Here is an 18589-nt window from a genome sequence, read left to right on the forward strand (position 1 = left end):
CCGTGAGCAAAGCTCCGCTCACCTCGATCGAGTCGCTGATGGTGCCGGAGGTCATGGAGGCGCTGCGCATCAGCCGCAGCAAGGTCTACGACCTCATCCGCTCCCGTCAGCTCGAAAGCTTCACCGTCGGCCGGTCCCGCCGGATCGCTGCCGACTCCCTTCGAACCTTCATGTCCGAGCGCATCGAGGAGGCCGCCTGATGGCGCGCAAGAGAAACCCGAACGGTGCCGGCAGCATCTGGCAGCGCAAAGACGGCCGTTACGAAGCCCGCGTCTACGTCCCGCAGCCCGACGGCACCCGCAAGCGCAAGACCGTTTACGGCGTCACCTGGGAAGAGTGCGACACCAAGCGTCAGGAGCTGGTCCGCCGAGACCGGCAGGGCATCCCGACGCCCACCCGGTCGGCCAAGCTCTCCGAGTGGCTGCCGTTCTGGCTGGAGGAGTACGTACGGCCCGAGCGCAAGAAGACGACGTACGCCAAGTACGAGACGCACGTGCGCCTCTACCTCACGCCACATATCGGCGTGAAGCGGCTGGAGACCCTGGGCGTTGCCGACGTGCGCCGCATGCTTACCGCCGTGCAGCGTCAGGTATCGGCGCCCACGGCCAAGGAGTCACACCGGGTCCTGCGGTCGGCTCTCGCCGCCGCGTGCCGGGAGGAGCTGATCAACCGGAACGTGGCCCAGCTGGTGCCCGCCCCGCGCGTCCAGCCCAGGGAGCTGAAGCCGTGGACCGTGGACGAGACCGCCACATTCCTGGAGGCAGCGCGAAGGGACCCGCTGTACACAGCGTTCGTACTGGCCGTATCGCTGGGCCTGCGGCGGGGCGAAATCCTGGGGCTGCGCTGGTGCGACATCGACCTTGACCGCCGGACTCTGTCGGTGCGGACTCAGCTCCAGCGCGTACAGAAGGAGCTGTACACGGACTCCACGAAGAACCGCCGGAGCCGGACTATCCCCCTGCCCCTGATGTGCGTCGCTCCCTTGCGGTGGCAGCGCCTACGGCAGGAAGCTCAGCGACTCGCCGCCGGAGATGATTGGTCAAGCGAGGGTGACCACATCTTCACAACGCGTACAGGACGACCGATCGAGCCCCGGAACCTCAGCCGGTCGTTCGAGCGGATCGGACAAGCCGCGGGCCTGCCCCGCATTCGGCTGCACGACGCTCGACATGGCTGCGCGTCTCTCCTCTTCGCCGCTGGCGTCCAGCCGCGGGTCGTGATGGAGATCCTCGGGCACTCCCAGATCGCGGTGACCATGAACGTCTACACCCACGTCTCGGAGGACTCACGGCGGGAGGCGGTGGGACACATGGATCGGCTCTTGCGGCGACGTCGGGTGTGTCCGGAGTAGGGACTGCCGTCAAGATCTACCGTCAACGCCCCCGTGGAGGGGACTCCGCGGGGGCGTTTTCGCTGGTGGGCACAACAGGATTCGAACCTGTGACATCTGCTTTGTAAGAGCAGCGCTCTACCGCTGAGCTATGCGCCCTGGCCGAGCCGACAGACTACCTTGCCGTCGGGGTTGCTCTGCAAACCAGTGGGCGAAGTGCGAACTTACCGGCCGGTGTGTTCGTTTCCGGTGGGTGCGAGAATGACATTCGGTTCTGGGGCGATCCGGTCGGGAGAGGGAAGTGACGGCGACACATACGCAGCCGCTTGAGCAGCGAGAACGTCGTCGTGCGCGGGGTGGCCCGGTCCGTGACGTGGTGGGGCTGATGTTGTTGCCGTTGCCGCTGGTGGCGGCGGTGGCGACGATGTCGTTCGCGGGGGGCGGCACACGTCGGTGGTTCGGGCGCGGGGAGAGCCAGCGGGCCGACGCGCAGGCCGCGAAGGATGCCGCGGCCGCGGCGTTCTACGAGCTGGACACCGCGCAGCGGGATCTGCGGATCACCATAGAGACGATCATCGCGGTCGACAGTTCGCCGCGGGCGCGCCAGGCCGCGCAGGACTACGAGGACTTCGGGCGGCGGATCGACGAGGTCAGCCAGGCCTACATCACCGCGGTCGACTCCCATGACCTGGACCGGGACGATCTGGACGGCGGTGCGGTGGCGCGGGCGCGGGCGGATCTGACCCGTGCCAAGGACGAGCTGAACCGGGTGAAGGGCGAGCTCGACCGGTTCGCGCAGGGGCTGGCGCCGCTGCTGCAGTCGGCCGAGACCCAGCTGGCGCAGCTCGCCCCCGCCGTCGAGCGGGCTCGGCAGGCGCTGATGGCGGCGAGCGATGCGCTGGACACCGTCCGCGCGCAGGGTCTGCGGGCGGACGAGCTCGCCGCCCGGCTGGCGGCGCTCGGACCCGAGCTGACCAAGCTCAATCAGGGCGCCGGGCAGCACGGTGTCCAGGAGACGATCCGGCGGGCGGACGACGTACAGCGCAAGGCCGGGGAGATCCGCGCCGAGGCCGAGCGGCTGCCGGCGCGAGCGGCGGAGATCGACAAGCGGCTGGTGTCGCTGCGGACCCGGGCGCAGGCGATCACGACGCGGGCCGGGAAGGTCGAGCCGATTGTCAGCGAGCTGCGCCGGCGTTACAGCGCGGCGTGCTGGCAGGACCTCCAGCACGTTCCGGAGCGGGCCGCGCAGTCCGTCGAGCAGGCCGAGGTCAAGCTGCGGGAGGCGCAGCAGGCGCGGGACGAGCAGCGCTGGGCGGACGCGACGAGCCGGCTGGCGACCGTACGGGCACTGCTGGACACCACCGACGAGGCGGTGTCGGCGGCCGGCGACCGGCTGCAGCGGCTCGATGCGGTCTCGTTCGACCGGCAGAAGGAGGTCGACCGGACGCGCTTCGCGATCCGGGACGCCCAGCGGCTGGCGATGGCCGGGCGCAGCACCCCGGACCCCCGGCACGCGCAGCCCCTGGACGACGCGGTGGCACGGCTGGACCGTGCGGTTGCGGGCCTGGAGGGGCGGCATCCGGACTGGTGGCACTTCCTGACGGAGACCGAGGCGGTACGGCAGACGGCCGCCCGGGTGGTGCAGGAGATTCGTGAGGGCCGGGGCGGTACGGGGACGGGGACGGGCGGCTGACGCCGGGCCTGCGGCTGGCGTCGGGCCCTTGGGTTGGCGTCGCGCCCGCGGCTGGGCGACTGGTGGCCGTATCTCTTCTTTGCCTGCCGTTGCGCGGAGCGACGGCACACCTGATCCATCCCTTTCCCATGCCTTTCCCATGCCCTTCACGACGGGCCCAGTCGCGCTCCACAGCGCTCCCAGTGCGCTCCCCTGGCGTCGTCCCCGGCCGGGCCCCCGCGGGAGCGATGGCGTGATGCGGCAGGTGGGCGGATCCTGGAGATTGGATTGAGTACGGCCCAGTCGGCACCTCTGCGCAAAGGAGGCCGGACATGGCTACTGGGGCTCCTGGCCAGGCTCTGCCCGGGGGGCGGTTCCACCGGGCGAAGCGACGCACCCGGCTCGATGAGCATCTGCCCGTGGACCACGGGCTGAGCAGGGTCTACCGCATCGGCGCCGGGCTGATGGGTCTGGTACTGCTCGCATTCGGCATCCTCGGACTGACCCACCACATCGGCTACTTCGACACCGGCGGCGACACCGTGGCCGGGCTGCAGACCAATGGCGCCCTGAGCGTGCTCTCGATCGTCGTCGGCGTGATCCTCTTCGTCGGCATGGTGATCGGCGGGAACTTCGCCTCGAACCTCAACCTCACCTTCGGCATCCTCTTCCTCCTCAGCGGGTTCGTGAACCTGGCGCTGTTGCAGACCGACGCGAACTTCCTGGCGTTCAAGATCCAGAACGTGCTGTTCAGCTTCGTGGTGGGCCTGATGCTGATGGTCTTCGGCATGTACGGACGGGTCAGCGGCGGCCTCCCGTCCGACAACCCGTACTGGCGCGCCCGGCACCCGGAGGAAGCGGAGCGCTTCGACCGCGGCGAGTGGCATCCCGTGCCCGGTATGACGGCCGGACGGCAGGCGATGGTCGTCAAGATCCAGGGTGCGTCGCACGCCGGGCGCGGTTCGTTCGGGCCCGGGACCAGTGGGAGTGGCATCCGGCGCAGTACGGGCACCGAGGCGCACGGACCCGCCGGAGGCAGTGGCAGCGGCGGCAGTAGTGGCAGCGGCGGCGACTCGGGGCCGTCCGGCCGGTCGAGCGGAACGAGTGGATCCTGAGTGGGTCCGGTAAGGCGGGCGGCGCGAGTGGTTCCGGCGGCGACGAGCCGTGAGCCGACCGTGAGCCGGCGTCGCGCGGAGGCGTCAGGGCGTGCCGAGGAGGGATCGGGGTTCGGCACGCCCTGACGTCGTATGCAGCAGCCGTTGCATGCAGAAGACGTCGCACGCAGCAGCCGCACGCAGCAGCAGTCGCACGCATCGGATGTCGGGCCTTCGGGCGCTTCGGGTGCTTTCGGCGTCGGGAGCATCGGTGACGTCGTGCGTGCATCGGACCGGGGGTCGGAAGCAGGAAGCAGGGAGTGGCAGCATGAACCGGTCGGGGCAGCCCGCCCCCGCCGCGGGAAGCAGTGTGCAGCACGCGGCGGTCGAAGCGCTCGCCAAGCGGATCCTCACGGGAGCCCACGGTGAGGGCGAATCACTTGTCATGCCGGAGCTGATGGCGGAGCTCGACGTCAGCCAGACCGTACTGCGCGAGACGGTCAAGGTGCTGACCACCAAGGGGCTGCTCGGCACCGACCAGCAGCGCGGGACGTTCGTCCTCCCCCGCTCGGAGTGGAACCTGCTGGACACGGACGTACTGCGCTGGAAGCTCGCGGCCGGCGTGTCCTCCGACTTCTTCGCGGACGTGCTCGAACTGCGGCGTTCCATCGAGCCGGCCGCGGCCGCGCTCGCCGCGGAACGCCGTACCGAGGGGGATCTGGCGGCCCTCGACGCGGCGCTGAGCACCATGGCCGCGACCGACGACGACCCGGAGCTGCTCGTCCGGGCCGACGCGGACTTCCACACGGCGCTGCTGATCGCGTCGAACAACCGGTTCTACGCGCAGATGCACCGGGTGATCGTGCCGGTGCTCGTCCAGCGTGACCGGGCGGTGCTCGGTGCCGACGGCGCCTTCGAGCACCCGCACGCGGTGCACGCCACGGTCCGCGACGCGGTACGGGACCGGGACGTGGACGGCGCGTACATGGCGATGCTCGAACTGCTCGACAAGTCCGCGCGCGAGCATCCCTGAGCACGGTTGTGGCGGCGAGGCGAACGGGGAAGCTGCATGCGGTGACGCGGCTCCCCTTTGTCCCGCCGCCGCCCGCCGCCGCCCGTCACCGCCCGTCACCGTCCCGGCGGCCCGTTACGACGCCCTCTCCATGGGGCAGAAGCCCCCGTCACAGAAACCACCGCTACAGGACTCACCAACGCACCGTTGCGGAAGCCACCGCTGCGGAAGCCACCCCTGCGAAGCCACCGCTGCGAGAACCACCGACGGCGCAGCTCGCCACCCCGCCCCCTCAGGCCGGCCCACAGCTCCGGAGGTCCCTCATGAAGATCAGCCGTATCGAGACCTTCCTCGCCCCGCCGCGCTGGATGTTCGTGCGGGTCGAGACCGACGAGGGTCTGGTCGGCTGGGGTGAGCCGGTGGTCGAGGGGCGGGCGGAGCCGGTGCGGGCGGCCGTGGAGGTGCTGGCCGAGTACCTCCTGGGGCAGGAACCGGAGCGGATCGAGGACCACTGGCAGGTCATGACCAAGGGCGGCTTCTACCGCGGCGGGCCCGTCCTGTCGTCCGCCGTCGCCGGGCTGGACCAGGCGTTGTGGGACATCAAGGGCAAGCGGCACGGCCTGCCCGTACACCAGCTGCTGGGCGGGCCGGTCCGGGAGAGGATCCGCACCTACGCATGGGTCGGCGGCGACGAGCCGGAAGCCATCCGCGACGCCGTCACCGCGCAGACCGAGGCCGGCTTCACGGCCGTCAAGATGAACGGCTGCGGCCGGATGAGCCCGGTGGCGACCCGCGCCGAGGTACGGGCATGCCTGCGACGCGCCGAGACCGCACGTGAAGTCCTCGGCGACGACCGGGACTTCGGTCTCGACTTCCACGGCCGGGTCTCCCCCGCCAACGCCCGCAGGCTCCTCCCCCTGCTGGCCGAGCACGCACCGATGTTCGTCGAGGAGCCGGTGCTGTCCGACTACATGCAAGCCCTCCCTGATCTCGTCAACGCCTCCAACATCCCCCTCGCGCTCGGTGAACGTCTCTTCACCCGACGGGAGTTCCTGGCTCCGCTTCAGGCCGGGGTGGCGATCCTCCAGCCCGACATCTCGCACGCCGGGGGCGTGTCCGAGCTGCGCCGGATCGCCGCGCTCGCGGAGACCTACGGGGCGCAGCTCGCCCCGCACTGCCCCCTCGGGCCGGTCGCCCTGGCCGCCAGCCTCCAAGTCGCTTTCACCACCCCGAACTTCCTCATCCAGGAGCAGTCCCTCGGCATCCACTACCACCGGGACGCCGAGCTGCTCGACTACGTCGTGGACCCGGAGCCGTTCCACTTCCACGGCGGCGCACTGCTGCGGACCGATCGTCCCGGCCTCGGCGTGGACGTCGACGAGGCTGCCGTACGGGCCGCCGACGCGCACGGACATGCCTGGCGGAACCCGGTGTGGCGCCACGAGGACGGGTCGTTCGCGGAATGGTGAACCCGATCCCGCCCCTCACCGGTGAACCGCACGCCGGCCCTCCAGATGCGCTGAACGCCGGCCCTCCAGATGCGCTGAACGCTGGCCCTCCAGGTCAGCCGAATGCTGACCCGCCCGGTGAGACGAACGGTGACCCGCCCAGCGGGCCGCACCGTGACCCGCCCGGTGAGACGAATACTGGCTCGCCCACCGCGCCGACCGGTGACCCAACCAGGCGCCGCAGGTCCGGCGCGTCTGTCAGTCCGGACCGGAATAATCGGAGGCGGAGGCAGCACCCGCGCGACCGGACGACCCGCCCGCCTGGCATCTGCCGGGCGGGAACGGGAGAAAGTAGGAAACGCCATGGACTTCAGCACAGCGCTCCGCACCGAGCGGCTGGTCGCCATCATCCGGGGCAGTGACGCGGAGGCGTCCTTCCGTACGGTCATGGCCCTCGCGGAGGCGGGGCTGCCGCTGGTCGAGATCTCGCTCAGCGGGAAGGACGCGCTGGGCGTCATCCGGCGGGCGCGCGCCGAGCTCGGCGACGCCGCCTGGATCGGCGCGGGCACCGTCCTGACCGGCAGCGACGCCCGGCGCGCCGCGGAGGCGGGGGCGAACCTCATCGTCACGCCCGGCCTGGGGGCCGGGCTGGAGGAATCCGTCCGGCAGGGGCTGTCGACGCTCGCCGGGGTGCTGACGCCGTCCGAGGTGATCGCGGCGGAGGCGCTGGGCGTCTCGGCGCTGAAGCTGTTTCCGGCATCGGCGGGCGGTCCGGCGTATTTGCAGGCGCTCCGCGCGCCCTTCCCCGAGCTGCCGTTCGTGCCGGTCGGCGGGGTGGACGCGGCGATCGCGCAGGCGTACTTCGATGCCGGGGCGGTGGCCGTGGGGGTGGGCTCACCGCTGGTCGGGGACGCGGCGGACGGCGGTGATCTGGACGAGCTGCGCAAGCGCGCGGCGGAGTTCCGGGCGGTATGCGCCCGATGACGGGAGCGACCCCGGGGGAAGCATCGAGGGATGCCCCAGGGGAAGCCCCGAGGGAAGCGGAGACCCCGGTGATGGGGGAGGCCCCGGTGGCAAGGGAGGCGGGGGCGGAAGAGAAAGCAGGCAGCCCGGGGCCGGTGGCGGTACCACCGGCAGAGGCGGGGACGGGGACGGGGACGACGGCGAAAGCGGAGGCAAGCGCGCGCCCGCTTCCCCCGGCGCAGCCCGGCCGGCCCGACGTCCTCACCTTCGGCGAGAGCATGGTCGCGCTGCGCGGCAGCGGCCCGCTGAAGCTCGGCGGCACGATGCAGGTGTCCGTGGCCGGGGCGGAGAGCAACGTCGCGATCGGCCTGGCCCGGCTCGGGCACGCCGTGAGCTGGGCGGGCGCGGTCGGTGACGACGAGGCCGGGCAGTTGGTGCTCCGTACGCTGCGGGCCGAGGGCGTCGCGGTGTCCGGCGCCACCGTCGACCCTGGTGCGCCCACCGGCCTGGTGATGTTCGAGCCGCGGCTGCCCCACGTCACTCGGGTGCACTACTACCGCGCGGGTTCGGCCGGCTCCCGGCTCACGGCGCACGCGGTCGAGGCCGCCTTCGCCGCCGCCCCGCCCCGCATCCTCCATCTGACGGGCATCACCCCGGCCCTCGGCCCCGCGGCCCTCGCGGCGGCCCGGCACGCCCTCGAACTGGCCCACCGCGACGGCTCGTTGATCTGCCTCGACGTCAACTTCCGGGGCCGCCTGTGGACCGCCGGGGACGCCGCCGCCGTGCTCCGGCAGTGGATCCCGTTCGTGGACGTGCTGATCGCCTCGGACGAAGAGCTTCCGCTCTGCCTGCCGGAAAGGGCAGGCGGTGTGGACGGGCCCGGTGCACGCCCGACAGACGGCTCCGGCGCCGGGCGGGTCGCCGCGCTCGCCGAGCGGGCCGCGCCGCTGCTGGAACTGGGCGTCGCCGAGGTGGTGGCGAAACTGGGCGCGGACGGGGCAGCGGTCTTCACCGGCGAGGAGCCCCTCCACCGGCCCGCCAGACCGGTCCGCGCCGTGGACGCCGTGGGCGCGGGGGACGCGTTCGTGGCGGGATATCTTTCGGCGCTGCTGGACGGTGCGGGGCCCGCGGAACGCCTGGAGCGGGCCGTCACCACCGGTGCGTTCGCGGTCGCCTCGCACGGCGACTGGGAGGGTGCGCCGACCCGCGCGGAGCTGGGCCTGCTGGACGCGCCGCCCGGCACCGTCGTGCGCTGACCGGCACCGCGGTTAATCTGTGGCCATGCCTCGTTACGAATACCGGTGCCGCCCCTGCGGCTCCACCTTCGAGCTGAACCGGCCGATGGCCGAGTCCTCCGCCCCGGCCGTCTGCCCGGAAGGTCACAAGGACACCGTCAAGCTGCTCTCCACGGTCGCCGTCGGCGGCTCGGCGGCCGCCCCGGCCCGGAGCGCGCCCAGCGGCGGGGGCGGCGGCTGCTGCGGAGGCGGCTGCTGCGGCTGACCCGCCACGGCCCGCACCACCGCGGACCGGCACCACCGCGGGTCCGCACCACCGCGGACCCGCACCATGCCGTCGGCCGGCAGCCGGTCAGCGGACAGCCGATCAGCTGCCTGCCGCTCCCTCCCCCTCCCCCCTCCCTCCCCTCCCCTCCCCTCCCCCGCCGACCAGCCCCCGGCCCCCCGGCCCCCGCTCGTCCCCCCTACCGCTTGCGGGCCAGCGTCACCCCGTCCGCCACGGTGAGCATCACCGCCTCCATCCGGGCGTCCGCCTGCACATGGTCGTTGAACGCCCGGATCGCCAGCGCCGATCCGGTGGCCGCCGGGCTGACGACCTCACCGTGATAGAGGACGTTGTCCGCGACGATCAGGCCGCCCGGCCGCAGCCGCGGTACCAGCTCCTCCCAGTACGCGATGTAGCCGCCCTTGTCCGCGTCGAGGTACGCGAGGTCGATGTGCGGTTCGGCCGGCATCGCCCGCAGTGTCTCCAGGGCGGGTGCGATCCGCAGGTCGATGCGGTCCGCGACGCCGGCGCGGGCCCACGCCTCCCGGCCGTACGCCGTCCACTCCTCGGAGACGTCGCAGGCGATCAGCGTGCCGTCCGTGGGCAGCGCCTGGGCCATGGACAGCGCCGAGAAGCCGGTGAACGTGCCGACCTCGACCACGTGCCGGGCCCCGATCAGGCGCACCAGGAACGCCAGCAGCGCCCCCTGCTCCTCGGCCGACTGCATCCCCGCCGCCTCGGGGAACTTCTGGTGGGTGAGGTTGACGATCTCGCGCTGTGCGGGGTTCAGCGGCGGGTTGTGGGCGAGGACGTAGTCGTACATCTCCGCCGTGATCGGCGTGCTCTTGGACTCGGCCACTGGCTCTCCTCCGGGTCAAGGATCGGGTGTCGGCCGATCACCGGAAGTGCGGCCGACCGCCATCGCGAGACTAGCCGAGGTCCGGTGCCGCCAAGCGGTTATCCACAGCCCCGAGGAAGGCCCGGACGATCTCCTCGCCCGCGGCGACGCCCCAGGCGTCGAGCGCGGTGACGTGGTCGGCCCGCCAGCCGGAGTCGGCCAGTTCGCCGTGGCCCGGCCGCCAGCCGCGGTCCGCGGCCAGCAGCAGGTCCGCGTCGAGCAGGGAGTCACCGGCGGCGAGCACCTGGGACGCCCCGGTGCGCCGCGCCACCTCCGCCACGGCCGCGCTCTTGGTCAGCGGCCGGGGCACCGCGTAGATCTTGCGGCCCTGCAGGGAGACGGTCCAGCCGCGCTCCTCCGCCCAGCGGGCCAGCTCCTTGACCCAGGTGTCGGGCAGCAGCGCCCGCTCCACGACGAGATAGGCGAAGAGGTCCTCGGCGACCCGTTCCTTCAGCAGCCAGGCGGGATCGGCGGTGCGGACCAGGTGTTCCCGGACCTCCTCCAGCGGCGCGCTCTGCGCGGCGAGTCGCTCGGCGACGGTGCGCCGCCAGTCCGGGTCGGACTCGCCCCGGACGAGCAGATGGCCGCCGTTGGCGCAGATCGCGAACTCCGGTGGCGGGCCGGGGAGGTGGATGCGGCCGTACTGCTCGCGGGTGCGGGTGGTGGTCGGCACGAAGGTGGTGCCGGCGGCGAGTTCGGCGAGCAGCCCGGCGGCCGTCTCCGTCATGTAGGAGAGCGGTGCGCCCTGATAGACCTCGACGCACAGCAGCCGTGGGGCCTCGGCGTCGGGCACGGCGAGGCCGAGGGCCGCGGCCGAGTAGATCAGGGTGCGGTCGAGATCGCTGGCGACCAAAAGAGGGGCAGCGCGCAGCGCTTCCGGGGAAGGGTGGTGGTGGGCGAGGGGCCGGCCGCTCATGAGGAGACCACCGCCTTGCCGTCGGTGCCGGTGGCGCCGCGGGTGAAGCGCGGGTGGATCAGACCCACGCAGCTGTAGGGGAGTTCGTCGACCTCTTCGACGGGCACGCCCCGTTGTTCCGCCAGGAGCCGGACGTGGTCGAGATCGGTCCCGGCACCGCGGCGGGCCAGGATCTTCCAGGGGACCCGGCGCAGCAGTACCCGGGTGGTCTCGCCGACGCCGGGCTTGACGAGGTTGACGTCGTGGATGCCGTACTCCTCGCTGATCCGCTCGACGGCCGCCCAGCCCTCCCAGGTGGGGGCCCGGTCGGCGCCGGCCAGCTCCTTCACCTCGGCGGTGACGTCCTCGGCGACCTCGTCGAAGCAGGCGCTGACGGTGTCCAGGAACGCCCGCGAGACGTCGGCGCCGGCCAGTTCGCGGTAGAACTTGGCGCCGTGGAAGTCGTCCGGGCCGACCAGGTCGTCGCGCAGGACCGTGCGCGATATGAGGCCGGAGACGGTGGAGTTGAGGCAGGCGGACGGGATGAGGAAGTCGTCGCGGGTGCCGTAGGTCTCGACGCAGCCGCCGGGGTCGGCGAGCACGGCGATCCGCGGGTCGAAGCCGGGGAGGTCGGCGACGGCCTGGGCGAGTTCGCGGGTGATGGCGCCCTTGCCCGTCCAGCCGTCGACGAAGACGACGTCCGCGGGGTCGTGGTGGGCGGCCAGCCAGCGCAGTGCGGTGGTGTCGATGCCCCGGCCGCGGACGATCGAGACGGCGTAGTGCGGCAGGTCGAGGCCGTGTGCGTGCCGGGCCCAGCGGCGCATCAGCACGCCGACGGGGGTGCCGGCCCGGGCCAGGGACACCAATACGGGGCGGGGGCTGCGCTCGGCGAGCACGGTCTCGGTGACGGTACCGACGGCGCGCGCGATCCGGTGCGCGGAGCTCTGCAGTGCGCTGTGGAACAGCGCCTGGTAGCGCTCGCTCGGCTGGTATTCGACCGGCAGCGACTCGGCGTAGTGGGCGCCGCCGCGCTGGATCGCCTCCTCGCGTTCCTCGGTGGGCGCTTCCAGGGTGACGTCGGAGAGGTCCTGCAGCAGCCAGCCGACCTCGTCGGCGTCGTAGGAGGAGAAGGCGGGGCCGCGCAGCGGCTCGGGGAGGGGCATGGGGGCGGCCTGGGGTTGCGGGGCGTACGAGGGGAGGACGGCGAGCAGCAGCCGGTCGGTGTGGCCGGCGAGCCGGTCCAGCAGCCCGCCGGGGGCGTGCAGTTCGGGGCGGTCGCCGTGCGAGTCCACCACGGCGACGACGGCGTCGAAGCGGCGGGCCGGGTCGCTGCCGGCCGCGACGTTGTAGGCGTACCGCTCCCCCGGGCCGTCGGCGGGCCGGTCGTGGGCGGGGAAGGACAGCCGGGTGCGTATCGCGTAACCGGGGTCGTCCACGGCGAGGACCGGTGAGCGGGTGGTGGTCGAGAAGCGGACCTCCGCGTCCGCGCCGAGGTGGGCGTCGAGCGCCCCGGCCAGCCGCAGCGGCGCGTACATCAGCTCCTCGTTGCCGAGGACGAGGATGCGGCGGGCGCCGTCCAGATGCGGGGCGAGACGGGCCGCCAGGCCGGGGAGTTCGGCTTCGAGGCGGGCGCGGTGCGCCGGGGTGAAGCCGTGCCGCCCGCCGTCCGGCAGCCCGGCGGGCCAGCCGAGATCGACGCGTACGGCGGCCGCGCGGCCCTCGTCTCCGGGGCCGGGCGGGCTTTCCGGAACCGCCGGTGCCGGCGGCGTGCGGGCCTCGTACTCCGCGACGAGCGCCTGCCCGCGGGCCAGGACGTCCTCGGGAAGGCGTACGCCCCCCGCGGCGAGCGTCACGAGGTCGACCCGGGCGCCCAGTTCCGCCGCGAACTCCTCCAGCCGGCCGCGGTCGGCGTCGGAGCGCATGTCGACCAGGGCGACGACGACGTAGTGGTCGCGCGGGAAGCGGGCGTGCAGGGCGCTGATGGTGTTCAGGACCGTCCGGCCGGTGGAGAACTCGTCGTCGACGAGCACCAGCGGCCCGTCCCCCGCGAGGAGTTGCGGATCCTCGGGGAGCAAGAGGTGCGAGGTGGCGTGGCTGTGCTCCTCCTCGAACCCCGCCTGGTGGGCCACCCCTTCGACCGGCCGGCGGGTGGAGTGCAGGTACGGCGCGAGCGCCAGGCCGTCGGCGACCGAGTGCCCGAGGCCGGTGGCGGTCTCGGCGTAGCCCAGAACGACGGCGCGGGCGGCCGCCTCGTCACCCAGCAGCGTGCGCACCCGGCGCCCCAGGCCCAGGCCGGCGCCGTGCACCACGTCCGGCCGCTGCGGCACGTGCTTGCCCAGCACGTTCGACACGAGCAGATGGGCCCGCTTGGGGTTGCGCCGCAGCGCGAGCCCCAGCAGGCCGGTCAGCTCGTCCCCGCCGCTCAGCGAGACGCCGAGCCGGCCGGCGACCCATTCTCCCGTCCAGACCACGCGTTCCGTCTCCTCCGTCGTACCGTTCATGTGGTGTGCCGTGTCCCAGGTGGTGCTTTAGGTCTGCGGCAGGCTCGCCGTCAGCATTTCCACGAACCCGATGCCCTCCCTCGCGACGCCGAACGCCTCGGCGCGCAGCAGGGTGCGCTCGGCCCAGGCGCGGTGCGGCTTCACCTCGTTCATCTTGTTCGTGTACGCCGAGCGCAGGACCCCGCCGTCGCAGCGTTCCGGCCGCAGGATGTCGACCGCGTCGCTGAACTCCTCGTGGCTGACGACCGAGAGGGCGTGCACCGGCGCGACGTGCGAGGGGTGGATGCAGGTCTTGCCCTGCAGGCCGTTGGCGCGGTCGAGCTCGATCTCGCGCAGCAGGCCGTCCATGTCGTGCTCGATCAGCGCGGTGCGCAGCTCCTCGGCGCGCCCGAGGAACGGTGAGCGGCGCAGCTGGGGCTTGAACATCCGCTCGTGCAGCCGGAAGTACTCCCAGACCGGCCCGGTGACGGTGAAGCCGGTGCCGTCCGCCCGGCCCAGCACGTTGACCACGTCGGCGATCACGGAGGCCACGATCTGGACGTCGTACGCGGTCATGTCGGGCGCCCTGCGCAGCCCGTAGGCGGAACAGAAGTCCGTGACGCCCAGCCGGAGGGCGAGGACGCGGTCCCGGTATTTGTCGACGGTGCGGGCGATGCCCTGGAGCGTCTCGGGGCGGCTCTCCAGGTGGAGCAGTTCCGGGGACTCCAGTACCGGCATCGCGAACAGCCGCCGGTCGGCTGCGGACTCGGCCGCGGTCAGCGCTTCGAGGAAGGGCACACCACGTTCTTCGGTGAACTTCGGAAGTACAAATCCAGACAGCCGGCGCGCGGCCGGTCCGATACGGCGGATCAGATCCGGTATCTGCCCGGGCGCTCGTACGCGGATGAACAGCAGCGGGAGGTCCGTGCCCGCCTCGGCCGCCTCGTCGAGCAGGCCGAGCTGCCGTACGAGGTTCTCCTCACCGGCCGCGACGTCCGCGTCGCTTATGGAATCCTCCAGGCACAGCACCATGGACAGCACGCCGCGCCCGGCCTGTTTGAGGACGTCGGCGGCGAGTCGCGGCCGGGTGGCGGGGCTGTAGAGGGTGGCGCCGAGGGCGACCGCGAGCGTGCGGGCCGGGGAATCGGCGGTGAACTCCACCGGCTCTTGGTGGAACAGTGTCTTCCGGATTGCGGGCGGAAGATGCCCAAAATGCCGCATATAACTCCCCGATACCTGCGGGACCCGGGCACCCCCGCTGCGTCTCGCTGTCTGGATCCAGCCGGTAATCGTACGTCCGGCGGGGTGGGGTTGGTTCCCACGTGGGTGAAAATCGCGTAACCCTCATGAGGCACCCGGGTGTCGGGGCGGACGCCCGACGCACCGGCTCGCGTGCCCCGCGTTGTCCCTGCCACCTCCGGGAAGGCAGGATTGCGGCATGACGCACGCGATGTTGAAAGGGTCGAACGTACCCCTCGACGCCACGGCCGTCCGGGCCGTCCTGCGCTGGACGCCCGGCGCCGATGTCCCCGACGTCGACGCCTCGGCGCTGCTGGTGGGGCCCGAGGGGCGCGTGCGTTCCGACGAGGACTTCGTCTTCTACAACCAGCCGCGGCATCCCAGCGGTCTGGTGCGGCATCTGCCCAAGGCCCGGCTCGACGAAAGTCTGGCCGAAACCATCGAGGCGGACCTGGCCGACCTGGATCCTTCGGTCGAACGGGTCGTGCTGGCCGCATCGTCCGACGGCGGTGCCTTCGCGGGCGTGGCCGACCTGCGGGTTCTGCTGTACGACGCGGCGGCGGGCGACGGGGAGCCGCTCGCGGTCTTCGACGTGGTGCCCGAGACCGGTGACGAAACCGCGCTGATCTGCGGGGAGTTGTACCGCCGTGCCGACTCCTGGAAGTTCCGCGCCCTGGGGCAGGGGTACGAGAGCGGCCTGACGGGCCTGGCGAACGAGTTCGGCATCTCCGTGGAGGAGAACGACGAAGCGGCCGGCGGCGCCGCGCCCGCGGATGCCGGGGCAACGGCCCCCGCAGCAGCACCGGAAGCAGCGGCGTCCGCCCCGGCCGCCACGACGGCGGTCGGCCCGCCCCCGCCGAGCGGGCCGACCGGTGCCGGCGCCGTCACCCCGCCGCCGAGCACCTGGCCCGAAGGGGCGTCCGGCCCGGGAGCCGCGGGCGACGCGGAGGACTACCCGCTGGCGGACCCGGAGGCCGTCACCCAGCACGTGGCGGACGCGATGCCCGAGCCGTTCTCGGCCGCCCCGCTCCCCCCGGCCGGCGTCCCGCCCCAGGCACCCGCGCCGACGACCGGCGGCGGGTACGGCTACCCGGCGCACGTCCCGCCGCCGCCCACCCAGCCTCCGGCCCAGCCCGGCTACGGCTACCCGGGCCCGCCGCCGCAGTACGCACCGCAGCAGCCGCCCGCGTACGGCTATCCGCAGCAACCGCCGGCCCCGGCGCCGGCGTACGGCTACCCGACCCAGCAGTACCCCGCGCCGGACCCGTCCTTCGTGCTGCCGCCGCAGGGCCCCCAGTTCCAGCGCCGGTAGCCGGCGGCCGGCCGACCGGGCGGGGTGCGGGTCAGACCTTGGACTTGTACCCGCGCCCCCACTGGAGCCCCCAGCCGTACAGCCGGTCGAGTTCCGCCTGGAAGCCGTAGACGTACTTGACCTCGCGGCGCACCGTGAGCTCACCCTTGGTGTTCTCCAGCATGAAGATCGCGCAGGACCGGGCCTGCGGCGCCCGCTCGTCCAGCTTGACCTCCACCCGCGGTCCGCTGCTGGGGTAGAGCGTCACGACCGCATGTGTGCGGTCGAACGCCGGTGTGCCGTCGTAGATGTAGACGAAGATCAGTAACCGCTTGATCTCGTCGCGGTGGTCCAGGTTGATGTACAGCGTCTCACCGGAGCCCGAACCGAACCGGTCGTCCCCGCTGAGCTGGACGAACGGCGGGCCGTTGAGGTCCCCGAGGAAGTTCCCCAGCGGCTGCACCACGCCCTTGGTGCCGTCCTTCAGCTCGTACAGGCAGGCCAGGTCCAGGTCGACGTTGACCACAGCCGGTCCCTGCGCCTGGACGATCTCGGGCTTGAACAGCTTGCCCGGATGCCGCAGCAGCCCGCCCCTGCCCTGTCCGCCCCGCTCGTGGAAGTCGGAGGTCCGCATCTGCCAGTGCAGATTGACCCGCAGATGACCGGCCGCCGCGCCCTGCTTGGTCAGCGAGATGACCGGACTGCGTTTCGTCAGCTCGACGACGTACGACGCCCCGCCGCTGTCGAAGTCGAATTTCTGGGCGCCACCGCGCCACAGGTTCCCCAGGAACGACACCTTGCCCACCCCATTGCTCGGCCCCAATTACCGCGGGGCGGCCCGGGGTCCGTACCCCGGGCCGCCCCGCAGAGAGCGTTCCTCATTCAGCGACGCGTCACACTCCGGACACGACTTCCGGTTGTGCTCCGGAGGTGTCGCCCGGCTTGCCCTCGCGCCGGTTGCGGACCACCGACGAGGCGAACGAGAGGCCGATCAGCACCACGCCGACCAGACCGGTGATGACCTCGCTGATCTCGTACTTGATCGTGATGAGCAGGATGACGGCGAGCGCGCCGATGGCGTAGTGCGCGCCGTGCTCCAGGTAGACGTAGTCCTCCAGGGTGCCCTTGCGGACCAGGAAGACGGTCAGCGAGCGGATGTACATCGCGCCGATGCCCAGGCCCAGCGCCATCATGAAGATGTCGTTGGTGATGGCGAACGCGCCGATGACGCCGTCGAAGGAGAACGACGCGTCGATGACCTCGAGGTAGAGGAAGAGGAAGAACGCGGCCTTGCCGGCCAGGCCGAGCGCCGGGCCGGCGCCCTGCGTCGCGGGCGGCGCGGCGGCCGCGGTGGCCTCCTCGCCGTCCTCCTCCTCGCCGTCCTCCAGCTTGTCCTCGAAGTAGCCCGAGATGCCGCCGACGACGAGGTACGTGATCAGGCCCGCGACACCGGACAGCAGGACCGTGGCGGTCTTGTCACCGCCGCCGTGCGCGACGTTCGTGGCCACCGTCATCGCGGTCACCAGCAGGACGACCAGCGCGATGATGACGGAGAGCATGTCGAGCTTGCCCATCTTGGCCATCGGCTTCTCGATCCAGGACAGCCACTTGTAGTCGCGCTCCTCGAAGATGAAGTCGAGGAAGATCATCAGCAGGAACATCCCGCCGAAGGCCGCGATGGCCGGGTGGGCGCTGGTGACCAGCTCCTGGTAGTGCGCCTTGTCGTTGAGGGCGAGCTTGACCGCCTCGATCGGCCCCAGCTTCGCGGTGATCGCGACGATGACGACCGGGAAGACCAGCCGCATGCCGAACACCGCGATGAGAATGCCGACGGTGAGGAAGATCTTCTGCCAGAAGGCATTCATCTTGCGCAGGATGCCTGCGTTGATGACGGCGTTGTCGAACGAGACCGAGATCTCCAGAACGGACAGGATCCCGACGATCGCGAGCCCCTGCCACCCCCAGAGCACGCCGGCCAAGGCAAGACCGACCACCGTGACGGCGAACGACCAGCCAAAGGTTTTCAGGAGCACTGCCTACCCAATCCCTCGCTGTGTGGGTCCCCCGCGCGCAGCGCGCGGCGCTTTACGAAACGTTGACCCCGAAGTCTAGAGCGATGCCCCTCAGCCCTGACGCGTACCCCTGTCCTACCGCCCGGAACTTCCATTCGCCGTTGTAGCGGTACACCTCACCGAAGATCATTGCGGTTTCGCTCGACGCGTCCTCGCTCAGGTCATAACGGGCGAGTTCACTGCCGTCGGACTGATTGACGATCCGGATGAAGGCATTGCTGACCTGGCCGAAACTCTGGCCGCGCAGATCCGCCTCATGGATCGAGACCGGAAAGACGATCTTGTCGACCTGCTCGGGCACCTGTGAGAGGTCCACCAGGATCGATTCGTCGTCGCCCTCGCCCTCACCGGTGAGGTTGTCACCGGTGTGCTCGACGGAGCCCTCGGGGCTTTTGAGGTTGTTGTAGAAGACGAAGTACTCGTCGCCCAGCACCCGGCCCGACTGGCACAGCAGCGCGCTGGCGTCGAGGTCGAAGGGTGCGCCGGTCGTGGACCGTGCGTCCCAGCCGAGGCCGACCGTGATCTGGGTGAGATTCGGCGCGGCCTTGGACAGCGAGACGTTGCCCCCCTTGGCGAGCGTGACACTCATCGTTCGCTTCCTCCCCGGTGTCGTACGGGCCCGCCCTGGCGCGGCCCGGCTCCTTCACGCGCGCCCGGCGCCGCACTCCCCGGACAGGGGCGTACGGCGCCGGGCG

At 71.7% G+C, this 18589-nt stretch carries 17 protein-coding genes and 1 tRNA gene; 10 read left to right on the forward strand and 8 right to left on the reverse strand.

The genetic code is table 11. The features are described 5' to 3' along the window. Window positions 1-2 precede the first annotated feature (2 nt). On the forward strand, window positions 3-200 hold the full coding sequence (locus ACZ7MX_RS20990) for a helix-turn-helix domain-containing protein (protein WP_069567902.1): 198 nt from the start codon (window positions 3-5) through the stop codon (window positions 198-200). Then, on the forward strand, window positions 200-1351 hold the full coding sequence (locus ACZ7MX_RS20995) for a tyrosine-type recombinase/integrase (RefSeq protein WP_472134181.1): 1152 nt from the start codon (window positions 200-202) through the stop codon (window positions 1349-1351). The genes ACZ7MX_RS20990 and ACZ7MX_RS20995 overlap by 1 nt, the downstream gene beginning before the upstream one ends. 63 nt (window positions 1352-1414) lie before the next feature. Here the strand turns inward: ACZ7MX_RS20995 and ACZ7MX_RS21000 are convergent. Further along, a tRNA-Val gene (locus tag ACZ7MX_RS21000) sits at window positions 1415-1489 on the reverse strand. Window positions 1490-1631: 142 nt separating this feature from the next. On the opposite strand from ACZ7MX_RS21000, the gene ACZ7MX_RS21005 reads away from it, so the two are divergent. The 7 genes from ACZ7MX_RS21005 (at window position 1632) to ACZ7MX_RS21035 (ending at window position 9019) form a co-directional block, all read left to right on the forward strand. Continuing rightward, a complete protein-coding gene (locus tag ACZ7MX_RS21005) occupies window positions 1632-3023 on the forward strand; it encodes a hypothetical protein (protein ID WP_472134183.1) in 1392 nt (463 codons plus the stop codon). A 311-nt stretch (window positions 3024-3334) separates the two neighbouring features. Beyond that, entirely contained in the window at window positions 3335-4117 is a 783-nt protein-coding gene (locus ACZ7MX_RS21010) for a DUF4383 domain-containing protein (protein WP_472134185.1), read from the forward strand. Between the two features lie 307 nt (window positions 4118-4424). Next, window positions 4425-5129 carry a FadR/GntR family transcriptional regulator gene (locus ACZ7MX_RS21015; RefSeq protein WP_472134187.1) on the forward strand — a complete coding sequence of 235 codons (705 nt, stop codon included), beginning with the start codon at window positions 4425-4427 and terminating at the stop codon, window positions 5127-5129. 302 nt (window positions 5130-5431) lie between these two features. Beyond that, window positions 5432-6577 (forward strand): galactonate dehydratase, encoded by a 1146-nt coding sequence (gene dgoD, locus ACZ7MX_RS21020; protein WP_472134189.1) that lies wholly within the window; start codon window positions 5432-5434, stop codon window positions 6575-6577. A 342-nt stretch (window positions 6578-6919) separates the two neighbouring features. Beyond that, window positions 6920-7540, forward strand: a complete 621-nt coding sequence (locus ACZ7MX_RS21025) for a bifunctional 4-hydroxy-2-oxoglutarate aldolase/2-dehydro-3-deoxy-phosphogluconate aldolase (RefSeq protein ID WP_030415256.1) — start codon at window positions 6920-6922, stop codon at window positions 7538-7540. 134 nt (window positions 7541-7674) lie between these two features. Next, window positions 7675-8775 carry a sugar kinase gene (locus ACZ7MX_RS21030; protein ID WP_472134191.1) on the forward strand — a complete coding sequence of 367 codons (1101 nt, stop codon included), beginning with the start codon at window positions 7675-7677 and terminating at the stop codon, window positions 8773-8775. Window positions 8776-8800: 25 nt separating this feature from the next. Next, window positions 8801-9019, forward strand: coding sequence for an FmdB family zinc ribbon protein (locus ACZ7MX_RS21035; RefSeq protein WP_472134193.1), 219 nt, complete (start codon window positions 8801-8803; stop codon window positions 9017-9019). A 199-nt stretch (window positions 9020-9218) separates the two neighbouring features. On the opposite strand, the gene ACZ7MX_RS21040 is transcribed toward ACZ7MX_RS21035, so the two are convergent. From ACZ7MX_RS21040 to ACZ7MX_RS21055, 4 genes are all read right to left on the reverse strand, one after another. Beyond that, window positions 9219-9842 (reverse strand): O-methyltransferase, encoded by a 624-nt coding sequence (locus ACZ7MX_RS21040; protein ID WP_472134546.1) that lies wholly within the window; start codon window positions 9840-9842, stop codon window positions 9219-9221. Between the two features lie 106 nt (window positions 9843-9948). Further along, window positions 9949-10833, reverse strand: coding sequence for an HAD family hydrolase (locus tag ACZ7MX_RS21045; RefSeq protein WP_472134195.1), 885 nt, complete (start codon window positions 10831-10833; stop codon window positions 9949-9951). Then, complete coding sequence (locus ACZ7MX_RS21050; protein WP_472134197.1) at window positions 10830-13313, reverse strand: phosphoribosyltransferase; 2484 nt, start codon at window positions 13311-13313, stop codon at window positions 10830-10832. The genes ACZ7MX_RS21045 and ACZ7MX_RS21050 overlap by 4 nt, the downstream gene beginning before the upstream one ends. Window positions 13314-13340: 27 nt before the next feature. Next, a complete protein-coding gene (locus ACZ7MX_RS21055) occupies window positions 13341-14513 on the reverse strand; it encodes an HpcH/HpaI aldolase/citrate lyase family protein (protein WP_472134199.1) in 1173 nt (390 codons plus the stop codon). A 217-nt stretch (window positions 14514-14730) separates the two neighbouring features. Between ACZ7MX_RS21055 and ACZ7MX_RS21060 the strand changes: the two genes are divergently transcribed. Next, window positions 14731-15843, forward strand: coding sequence for a TerD family protein (locus tag ACZ7MX_RS21060; RefSeq protein ID WP_472134201.1), 1113 nt, complete (start codon window positions 14731-14733; stop codon window positions 15841-15843). Between the two features lie 31 nt (window positions 15844-15874). Here ACZ7MX_RS21060 and ACZ7MX_RS21065 read toward each other — a convergent pair whose 3' ends face one another. The 3 genes from ACZ7MX_RS21065 to ACZ7MX_RS21075 all read right to left on the reverse strand — a co-directional run bounded on the left by ACZ7MX_RS21065 (window position 15875) and on the right by ACZ7MX_RS21075 (window position 18483). Further along, complete coding sequence (locus tag ACZ7MX_RS21065) at window positions 15875-16618, reverse strand: TerD family protein (RefSeq protein WP_472134203.1); 744 nt, start codon at window positions 16616-16618, stop codon at window positions 15875-15877. A gap of 97 nt (window positions 16619-16715) precedes the next feature. After that, on the reverse strand, window positions 16716-17855 hold the full coding sequence (locus ACZ7MX_RS21070; RefSeq protein WP_472134205.1) for a DUF475 domain-containing protein: 1140 nt from the start codon (window positions 17853-17855) through the stop codon (window positions 16716-16718). A 52-nt stretch (window positions 17856-17907) separates the two neighbouring features. Then, complete coding sequence (locus tag ACZ7MX_RS21075; protein WP_472134207.1) at window positions 17908-18483, reverse strand: TerD family protein; 576 nt, start codon at window positions 18481-18483, stop codon at window positions 17908-17910. Between the last annotated feature and the right edge of the window lie 106 nt (window positions 18484-18589).

This window comes from Streptomyces sp. NPDC107765, assembly GCF_055657085.1.

Excerpts from the sequence above, each read along its gene's own strand:
- ACZ7MX_RS20995 (WP_472134181.1), top strand. The coding sequence starts at position 200 with ATGGCGCGCAAGAGAAACCCGAACGGTGCCGGCAGCATCTGGCAGCGC.
- ACZ7MX_RS21010 (WP_472134185.1), top strand. The coding sequence starts at position 3,335 with ATGGCTACTGGGGCTCCTGGCCAGGCTCTGCCCGGGGGGCGGTTCCAC.
- ACZ7MX_RS21015 (WP_472134187.1), top strand. The coding sequence starts at position 4,425 with ATGAACCGGTCGGGGCAGCCCGCCCCCGCCGCGGGAAGCAGTGTGCAG.
- dgoD (WP_472134189.1), top strand. The coding sequence starts at position 5,432 with ATGAAGATCAGCCGTATCGAGACCTTCCTCGCCCCGCCGCGCTGGATG.
- ACZ7MX_RS21025 (WP_030415256.1), top strand. The coding sequence starts at position 6,920 with ATGGACTTCAGCACAGCGCTCCGCACCGAGCGGCTGGTCGCCATCATC.
- ACZ7MX_RS21035 (WP_472134193.1), top strand. The coding sequence starts at position 8,801 with ATGCCTCGTTACGAATACCGGTGCCGCCCCTGCGGCTCCACCTTCGAG.
- ACZ7MX_RS21040 (WP_472134546.1), bottom strand. The coding sequence starts at position 9,842 with ATGTACGACTACGTCCTCGCCCACAACCCGCCGCTGAACCCCGCACAG.
- ACZ7MX_RS21045 (WP_472134195.1), bottom strand. The coding sequence starts at position 10,833 with ATGAGCGGCCGGCCCCTCGCCCACCACCACCCTTCCCCGGAAGCGCTG.
- ACZ7MX_RS21050 (WP_472134197.1), bottom strand. The coding sequence starts at position 13,313 with ATGAACGGTACGACGGAGGAGACGGAACGCGTGGTCTGGACGGGAGAA.
- ACZ7MX_RS21055 (WP_472134199.1), bottom strand. The coding sequence starts at position 14,513 with ATGCGGCATTTTGGGCATCTTCCGCCCGCAATCCGGAAGACACTGTTC.
- ACZ7MX_RS21060 (WP_472134201.1), top strand. The coding sequence starts at position 14,731 with ATGACGCACGCGATGTTGAAAGGGTCGAACGTACCCCTCGACGCCACG.
- ACZ7MX_RS21075 (WP_472134207.1), bottom strand. The coding sequence starts at position 18,483 with ATGAGTGTCACGCTCGCCAAGGGGGGCAACGTCTCGCTGTCCAAGGCC.